General features: G+C 73.2%; 9 protein-coding genes. 1 reads left to right on the top strand and 8 read right to left on the bottom strand.

The genetic code is table 11. The features are described from left to right. On the bottom strand, positions 1 to 378 hold a 378-nt coding region (locus tag HW445_RS12685; RefSeq protein WP_180221131.1), incomplete at its 3' end, for an alpha/beta fold hydrolase. Between the two features lie 500 nt (positions 379 to 878). On the opposite strand from HW445_RS12685, the gene HW445_RS12680 reads away from it, so the two are divergent. Further along, positions 879 to 1,379, top strand: a complete 501-nt coding sequence (locus tag HW445_RS12680) for a hypothetical protein (protein ID WP_180221130.1) — start codon at positions 879 to 881, stop codon at positions 1,377 to 1,379. A gap of 100 nt (positions 1,380 to 1,479) precedes the next feature. Here the strand turns inward: HW445_RS12680 and HW445_RS12675 are convergent, their stop codons facing one another. The 7 genes from HW445_RS12675 to HW445_RS12645 all read right to left on the bottom strand — a co-directional run. After that, complete coding sequence (locus HW445_RS12675; RefSeq protein WP_180221129.1) at positions 1,480 to 2,124, bottom strand: hypothetical protein; 645 nt, start codon at positions 2,122 to 2,124, stop codon at positions 1,480 to 1,482. Further along, positions 2,124 to 2,780 (bottom strand): hypothetical protein, encoded by a 657-nt coding sequence (locus tag HW445_RS12670; protein ID WP_308798982.1) that lies wholly within the window; start codon positions 2,778 to 2,780, stop codon positions 2,124 to 2,126. Before HW445_RS12670 ends, HW445_RS12675 begins: the two co-directional genes overlap by 1 nt. Next, positions 2,777 to 3,610 carry an ABC transporter ATP-binding protein gene (locus tag HW445_RS12665; protein WP_180221128.1) on the bottom strand — a complete coding sequence of 278 codons (834 nt, stop codon included), beginning with the start codon at positions 3,608 to 3,610 and terminating at the stop codon, positions 2,777 to 2,779. The genes HW445_RS12670 and HW445_RS12665 overlap by 4 nt, the downstream gene beginning before the upstream one ends. Next, entirely contained in the window at positions 3,607 to 4,689 is a 1,083-nt protein-coding gene (locus tag HW445_RS12660) for an iron ABC transporter permease (protein ID WP_180221127.1), read from the bottom strand. The genes HW445_RS12665 and HW445_RS12660 overlap by 4 nt, the downstream gene beginning before the upstream one ends. Next, positions 4,670 to 5,827 (bottom strand): ABC transporter substrate-binding protein, encoded by a 1,158-nt coding sequence (locus HW445_RS12655; protein ID WP_180221126.1) that lies wholly within the window; start codon positions 5,825 to 5,827, stop codon positions 4,670 to 4,672. Before HW445_RS12655 ends, HW445_RS12660 begins: the two co-directional genes overlap by 20 nt. Positions 5,828 to 5,977: 150 nt before the next feature. Next, the gene (locus HW445_RS12650; RefSeq protein ID WP_180221125.1) at positions 5,978 to 6,910 is read right to left on the bottom strand and encodes an amidohydrolase family protein; all 933 of its coding nucleotides are present in this window, start codon (positions 6,908 to 6,910) and stop codon (positions 5,978 to 5,980) included. A 33-nt stretch (positions 6,911 to 6,943) separates the two neighbouring features. Continuing rightward, a partial coding sequence (locus HW445_RS12645; protein WP_180221124.1) for a 3-hydroxyacyl-CoA dehydrogenase NAD-binding domain-containing protein occupies positions 6,944 to 7,660 on the bottom strand: 717 nt, incomplete at its 5' end.

Below are 7,660 nucleotides of genomic sequence, written 5' to 3'. Positions count from 1 at the left end.
CTCGTCGGGGGTGCCGAAGCGGGGCGAGGCGGCGATCAGCGCCAGTGAGGCGACCCGCTCGGGGTGGCGCAGCGCCAGCTCCAGCCCGACCGCACCGCCGAGGGCGCAGCCGGCGTAGCCGAAGCGGTGCACGCCGAGGCCGTCGAGGGTGGCCAGCAGCCGGGCCGCCAGCTCGGCGACCGAGCCGGCGGGGTAGGCGGGGGCGCCGCCGTGCCCGGGCAGGTCCCAGCGCAGCACGCGCCACTGCCGGGCCAGCTCCGGAACCTGGCGGTCCCACATGTGCCAGGTGGTGCCGAGGGAAGGACCCACGATCAGCACGGGAGCGTTTTCTGGCCCGTCGAAGCGGAATTGCAGGGCCGGGGTCTTCGTCTCACTCACCCTTCAAACCCTCTCATCTCTCACGGGCTCTCACGGAGCCGCCCCTGGCGGACGACTGCCGACCCTCTCACCGTGACGTCGGCACGGCCTCCGACCCAAGCCCGGGCGGGTGTTCTCCGGGCCCGCCGGCGGGCCGTCCGGCCCGTCTCTCAAGGACGCGGTCCGGCACCCCGTTGCTCGCCACGTACGTGAGACACGAGGCACGTGCATCGTAAGGACGGACTCGGCGGAGTCCGAGATCCTCCAGGAGTGGGTGGTGTGATCGCGCAGCCAGGCCAGTTGTACGGAGCGGCCCGCCAGGCGGATGCGTCCGGAGCCGGATGCGGGGGTGAGGTCGACGGGCGCAGGTCGGCGCGTTCAGCGGTGGTTCGGCCCGCCGCGGTGCCGCACAACCGGCTCGGCCTGGAGCCAGGCTCCCGGCCTCGGCCTCCGGCCAGGGGCGTGGTGCCGGATTCTCGGAAGGAACCCCTCCACGCAGATCGATCGTTAGTGTCCGTCGCATGACCATCATGAGGACGTTTCAGGCGCACAGGATGACGGTGGCACTGGTCGGCGCGGCGGCCGCGATGGTGCTGGGTGTGGGCGGGGCCATCGCCGTGACGGACCAAGGCGGAGCGGCCTCCGGCCGTACCGCTGTGTCCACGGATCCGTCCGACGGAGGCGGAAGCGTCGGCGCCGACACCGGCGGCGGTGACGGCGGCTCCGTCGGCGGGTCGGGTGGAACCGACGGCGGGGACTCCGGCGGCAGCGGCGACGTGGCTGGTGTCGTCTCGGGCGGTACGGTCACGGGAGGCTCAGGCGGTACCGACCCGACCTCGGAGCCGTCCGAGTCCCCGGCCCCCACGGGGACGCCCATCACAGATCCCACGGCTCCCGCGGACCTCGACGAACTGGCGCAGCGCATCGACGGTTTGGAGAAGAAGGTGGATGAACTGCCCACCAAGAAGGAGTTGGCCGATGCCCTCCGCGCCTTCGCCGACGCACTGGAGCAGCAGGGCTGAGCCACGCGGGGCGCCGCGCGCCGCGGAACCCGCGCTTCCGGGAGACGGACCGCGGAGACCGGGGCCCCGCCCCTCACGCGCGCTTCCTCCGTCACGGACGTCACAGGGTCGTGTCGCGCCTCCCGGTGCACGTCCAGCGTAGGAGGCCGTACAGGAGCTGGGTCGCACCCGGCATGAAGCGGGAGCCGTGGTGGTACACCGGGTCCATCGTGGTGACGATCAGGCGGCCCGGGGTGGACACGCGGTCCTCGTAGAGGAGGACCTGACGGGTGGCGGGGTCGCCGTCGCGCTCCAGGTCGGTGCAGGCGAGGACGGTGGCGCCGGCCGGGGGTTCGAGCAGGCCGTGGTAGTGCCAGCGGACGGCGCGCTCCGTGAGGTGGTCCCAGGCCTCGTGGCCGTCGGCCGCGCGGCGGACGCCGTTGTCGCCGTCGGTGCGCCACCACCAGAAGTTGGTCTCGGCGGGGCGCAGGGCGCGCAGGCCGGGCAGCCAGCCCGCGACGTCGTTCTCGCCGAGGACCACCACCGTGCCTCCGCGCTCGGCGACCCGCAGCAGCAGCGGCGCGGTGCGGGCCAGCAGGCCGGGGTGGAGGCGGTCGGAGACGATCAGGGTGTCGAGGTCATCGAAGTCCTCGGGGCCCGCCTCGGGGAGGTAGATCTCGCGGGGGCGCCAGACCCGGACGGCCGGATCGGCGAGGGTGGCGAGCTGGTGGAAGGCGCCGCCGTGCAGGAGGCCGAGGGTGGGCATCAGAGGGTTCCTTCCAGCCAGGCGAGCAGGCGCGGGCCGAGGGTGCGGGTGCTGCGGTCGGCGTCACTGAAGCCGTGCAGGTCGTTGCCGGCGTGGGCCATGACCTGGCCGTCGCCGAGCGGGTAGACGATGTCCAGCGGGAGGCGGTACGGGCCGATGCCGTTGACCACCGTGCCTCCCTCGGGCACCCACGCGTGGTGGCCGCGGCCGTAGAAGCCGGCCACGCCGACCCGGGTCAGCTCCTCGCCCGTGGGGGTGCCGGGGACGCCGGTGCGGTAGAGCAGTTCGTGGAAGTCGACGCCCTCCCACACCGGGTGCGGGGTCACCGGGGTGACGCGCAGGTCGGACGGGCCGTGGTGGTCGACGGCCCGCCAGGGGGCGAGACCGGGCAGGAACGGCCGCACGACGTGGCCGTTGACCAGGACCCGGCCCCCGGAGCGGACGAAACGTTCCAGCATCGGGGCCCGGCGCTCCAGGAAGACCTGGTCGCAGTTGAGCGAGAACATCAGCCCCTTCACCTCGCCCCCGAGCAGGAGGTCCTCACCGGCGGCGAAGAGGTCGTAGAGGTCGACGGTGGCGTAGGGCGCGGGCGGGGCCATGGGCGAGGACCCGCCCCCGCCCATGACGACGTACTGGACGGGTGCGGCGGCGGTCACGCGGGAGCCTCCTGAGGGGCGGACACGGGGTCGGGTGCGAGGACGGACACGGGGTCGGGTGCGGGGGCGGACGCGACGGCGGTGCGGGCGGGGCCGAGGTCGGGGACGACGGTGACGCGGGGGCCGCGCGGGCCGTCGACCACGGCGGTCGAGACGGGCAGGCCGTACAGCTCGCCCAGCGCCTCGGCGTCGAGCAGCCCGGCGGCCGGCCCGACGCGGACGTCGTCCGGACCGAGGACCAGGACCGCGTCGTCGGCGAGGTGCAGGGCGTGGTCCGGGTGGTGGGTGGTGAGGACGATGCCGAGGCCGGCGGCGGCCAGTTCCTGGAGCAGCGTCAGCACCCGGGCCTGGTTGCGCAGGTCGAGCGCGGAGACCGGCTCGTCCAGGACCATCACCCGGCACTGCGCGGCCAGCGCCCGTGCGATCAGCGTCATCTGCTGCTCGCCGCCGGAGAGTTCGGCGTAGGAACGGTCCGCCATGTGCGTGATGCCGACCCGTTCCAGCGCCTGGGCGGCCAGTTCGCGGTCGCGGCGGCCGGGCGTGCCGTAGGCCTTGAGGTGCCGCGTGCGGCCCATCAGCACCATGTCGGCGACGGAGTAGGCGAACGCGGCGGAGTGCGACTGCGGGACGTACGCCACCGGGGCGGAGGCGGTCACCGTGCCCTCGGTCGGGGCGGCGAGGCCCGCGAGCAGACGCAGCAGGGTCGACTTGCCGCGCCCGTTCGGACCGAGGACGGCCAGGACGCGGCCCTCGGCTGCGGTGACGTCGACGCCCCGGAAGATCCACCGGTCCTTGGTGTAGCGGTGGCCGAGACCGCGGGCTTCGATCACTGGGACCACATCCGGTTGCGGGACCTGGCGAGCAGGGCGATGAAGAACGGGGCGCCGATGACGGCGGTGAGGATGCCGAGCGGCATCTCCGCGGCGGTCACCGTGCGGGACAGGGTGTCGATCACGGTCAGGTACGCGCCGCCGAGGAGGAAGGCGGCGGGCAGCTGCACCCGGTGGTCGCTGCCGGCCCACAGCCGGGCCAGGTGCGGCACCACCAGGCCGACCCAGCCGACCAGTCCGGCGACCGCCACCGAACCCGCGGTCATCAGGGCGACGGCGCAGAGCAGCAGGCCGCGGGTGAGGCGGGGCGGGACGCCGAGCGCGGTGGCGTCGTCGTCGCCGAGGGAGAGCACGTTGAGCCGCCAGCGCAGGGCCAGCACCACGGCCGCGCCGAGCAGGATCGGCACGGCGGCGGTCAGCACCTTGGCGTAGGTCGCGGTGGCGAGCGAGCCGAGCAGCCAGAAGACGATCGACGGCAGCTCCGACTCGGGGTCGGCGACGTACTTGGCGAAGGAGACCAGCGCGGTGAAGAACGCGCCGGTGACGGTGCCGCCGAGGACGATCATCAGGATCGGGCTGCCGCTGTTCAGGCGCCCGATCAGCATCACCACGGCCAGCGCGAGCAGACCGAAGCCGAACGCGCCGCCGACCACCGCGAAGGAGCCGAGGCCGAGCAACAGCGCGAGGACGCCACCGAACGAGGCGCCGGAGGCCACGCCGATGACGTCCGGGCTGACCAGCGGGTTGCGGAAGACGCCCTGCAGGGCCGCACCGCCGAGCGCCAGCGCGCCGCCGACCAGGAGGGAGAGGAGGACGCGGGGCAGACGGACGTCGAGGACGACGGTCTCCTCCTGCGCGGTCCAGGTCTCGCCGACCGGCAGGAACTGCCCGGCCAGCAGGCGGACCATCTCGTTGGGCGGGACCGTGTAGCGGCCCAGTGCCAGCGCGGCGAGGGCGACCAGGAGCGTGCCGGCGACGAGCAGCGGCAGGCGGGGAAGGCGGCGCGCGGCTCTCCCCCGCGCCGTCGCCTCCGCCGTCCCCGCCGTCCCCGCCGCGAGGTCAGGCGCGGAAACCGTCATGGCCGGCGCTCCGGGCGTTCAGGTCCATGCGCAGCACCTCGTCGGTCTCGGCGGCGGAGATCCCGTAGCCGTAGAGGCGGGTGAAGGCCTCCTCGATGCGGGCGCGCAGGCCGACGCGGGCGGCCAGCTCCGGGTGGAGGATCTGGGCGGCCCAGCGCCACATCAGCGGCGACTCGCAGCACGGCGGGTCCCAGCGGTAGCCGCCCAGCGGCACCTTGTAGACCCGGCGGTCGCGGACCGCGCGGACGCCGGACAGCTTCTTGTTGCCGTAGACGTCGGCCGGGGTGGCCTCGTCGAAGGCGGAGAGGAGGATGACCTCGGGGTCCCAGGCGAGGACCTGCTCGACGGAGACCTGCGGCGAGTCGGCGGACACGTCGTGGGCGACGTTGGTCCCGCCCGCGATCTCCGTCCAGTGGGTGACGTAGTCGGCGCCCGTGGCGGTGGTCCAGCCGTCGGTGGCGGTACGCAGGTAGAGGACCTTCTGCTTCGTCCTCGCGGACGGCGCCACCAGGGCGCGCACCGCCTTGTCCTCGGCGTGCATCCAGTCGAGCAGTTCGGCGGATCGGTCCTGCTTGCCGAGCAGGGTGCCGAAGATCTCCAGCCAGGTCTCCATCTGCTCCTGGGTGCCGTAGGTCAGGCCGATCACCTTGAAGCCGGCGTTCTCCAGCGGCGCGACGACCTCGTCGCCCATGTCGCCCCACTGGATCACCACGTCCGGCTTCAGGTTGACGATGGTCTCCACGTTGGGCACGAAGTCGGCGCCGGCGATGGTGGTCGTCCTCTTCGACGCCGGGAAGAGGGTGCCGAAGATGCCCTGCTTGTTCGCGGTGAGCGTGGACTCGTTGATGCCGACGATGCGGTCGTAGGAGCCGTCCACGGCGGCGAGCATCGAGGGCGACGGGATGATCGCCGTGGCGATCCGCTCCACGGGGCCGTCGAAGGAGACCTTCTTGCCGCGCTGGTCGGTGATGGTGAAGCCGCTCCCCGCGCCGTCACCGGTGGCGGGCTTGCCGGCCGCGGCCTCACGGGAGGAGCAGGCGCCGAGCGCGCCGGCTCCGGCGAGGACGGCGACACCGGCGCCCAGACCACGGAGCACGGTGCGGCGGGGGGTGGGCGGGGACAGGAAGGCAGCGGACATGGTCCACCTCCGGACGACTGGCAGGCAGAGTTACTTAGGTTTGCCTAACCTAACCTATGCGGAGTGGAGGGTTCCGATGGGGGTGGCCGGCCGCGACCGGCCTCCTCGCCCTCGCCACGGCGAGCGCCTTCGCGGGGCATGACCCACGGCTCAGGGCGCGACTCGACCGCCCGGCGGCCGGTCCGGCCGAGGCTTCTCCAGCCGCAGCATGCGCAGAGCGTTCTCCTTGAGGATCAGGGGACGCACCTCGTCCTTGATGTCCAGCCTCGCGAAGTCCGCGAGCCACCGGTCGGGGGCGAGGACCGGGAAGTCGGAACCGAAGAGGACCTTGTGGCGCAGCGGGCCGTTGGCCTGCCGGACCAGTTGCGGCGGGAAGTACTTCGGGGACCAGCCCGACAGGTCGATGTACACGTTGGCCTTGTGGGTGGCGATCGAGATCGAGGAGTCCACCCACGGCACCGACGGGTGGGCGAGCACCATGGTCAGGTGGGGGAAGTCCGCGGCCACGTCGTCGAGGAGCATCGGGTCGGAGTACCGCAGCTTGATGCCCCGCCCGCCGGGGAGTCCGGCGCCGATGCCGGTCTGCCCGGTGTGGAAGAGGGCCACCGTGCCGAGTTCCTGGAGCGTCTCCCAGAGCGGGTGATGGGCGGGGTCGTTGGGCGCGAAGTTCTGCAGGCTGGGGTGGAACTTGAAGCCGAGGACGCCGTACTCCTCGGCCAGGCGACGCGCCTGCCGCACGGCCGCGGCGCCGCGCAGCGGGTCGACCGAGCCGAAAGGCAGGAGCACGTCGGCGTGTTCGGCGGCGCGCTCGGCGATCTCCTCGCTGGAGAGCGGGGGGCGGCCGAGGCCGGTGGTGGCGTCGACGGTGAAGACGACCGCGGCCATGTTCCGGGCGCGGTAGTGCTCGGCCGTCTGCTCGAGGGTGGGCGTTCGCGGGTGGTCGGCACGGAAGTAGGCGGCCGAGGCGTCCATCAGCTCCTGGTCCAGGGAGAGATGGCCGTGGGCGTCGCATTCGATGTGGACGTGGGTGTCGAGGGCGACGAGGGCGTCGGGGTCGACGCGGGGGCGGTAACGCGTGGGCATGGGGGTTCCTCCTCGATGCAGGGGGCCGAGGTGTCAGGTCAGGGACCGGCGGCGGCGCTTCTCCTCGATGAGCTGGATCAGCAGTTCGTCCCTGTCGGTCACCATGCGTTCCTGGTCGATGCCGGCCAGTTCCTCGTCGACGCCGCGGACCAGCGCCGCGGCCAGGGCCGGGGTGAGCTGTGGCGTGCCGAGGTCGTCCATCCAGCGCTGGGCGGGCGGTCCGAGGTGCTCCAGGGTGTGGGCCATGCCGCCCGGTCCGCCGGACAGGTGCTGGTTGACCAGGGGGCCGAGCAGCGCCCATCGCAGGCCGGGGCCCTCGGAGACGGCCGTGTCGATGTCGGCGACGGTGGCCACGCCCCGTTCCACCAGCGAGTAGGCCTCCCGCCACAGGGCCGCCTGCAGGCGGTTGGTGACATGGCCGGGCACCTCGCGCCGCACCAGGACGGGCCGTTTGCCGAGTGCGGTGTAGAAGCGGAGCGTCTCGTCGACGACGGACCGCTCGGTCCGCGCGCCGGGCACCACCTCGACCAGCGGGATGAGGTAGGACGGGTTGAAGGGGTGACCGACCAGCACCCGTTCCGGGCGGCGGGCGCACATCTCCTGCAGGGTGGTGGGCATCAGTCCGGAGGAACTGCTGGCCAGCGGCGCCGACGGCGGGGCCGCCTCGTCGAGTTCGGCGAGCAGCCGCCGCTTGGCGTCCTCCGTCTCCGGGCCGCTCTCCTGCACGAAGCGCGCCCCGTCGGCGGCCTC

The sequence above is a fragment of the Streptomyces sp. UH6 genome (assembly GCF_013421635.1).
GTDB classification, from domain to species: domain Bacteria; phylum Actinomycetota; class Actinomycetes; order Streptomycetales; family Streptomycetaceae; genus Streptomyces; species Streptomyces abyssomicinicus.
This window is presented reverse-complemented; position numbering and strand designations above follow the sequence as displayed.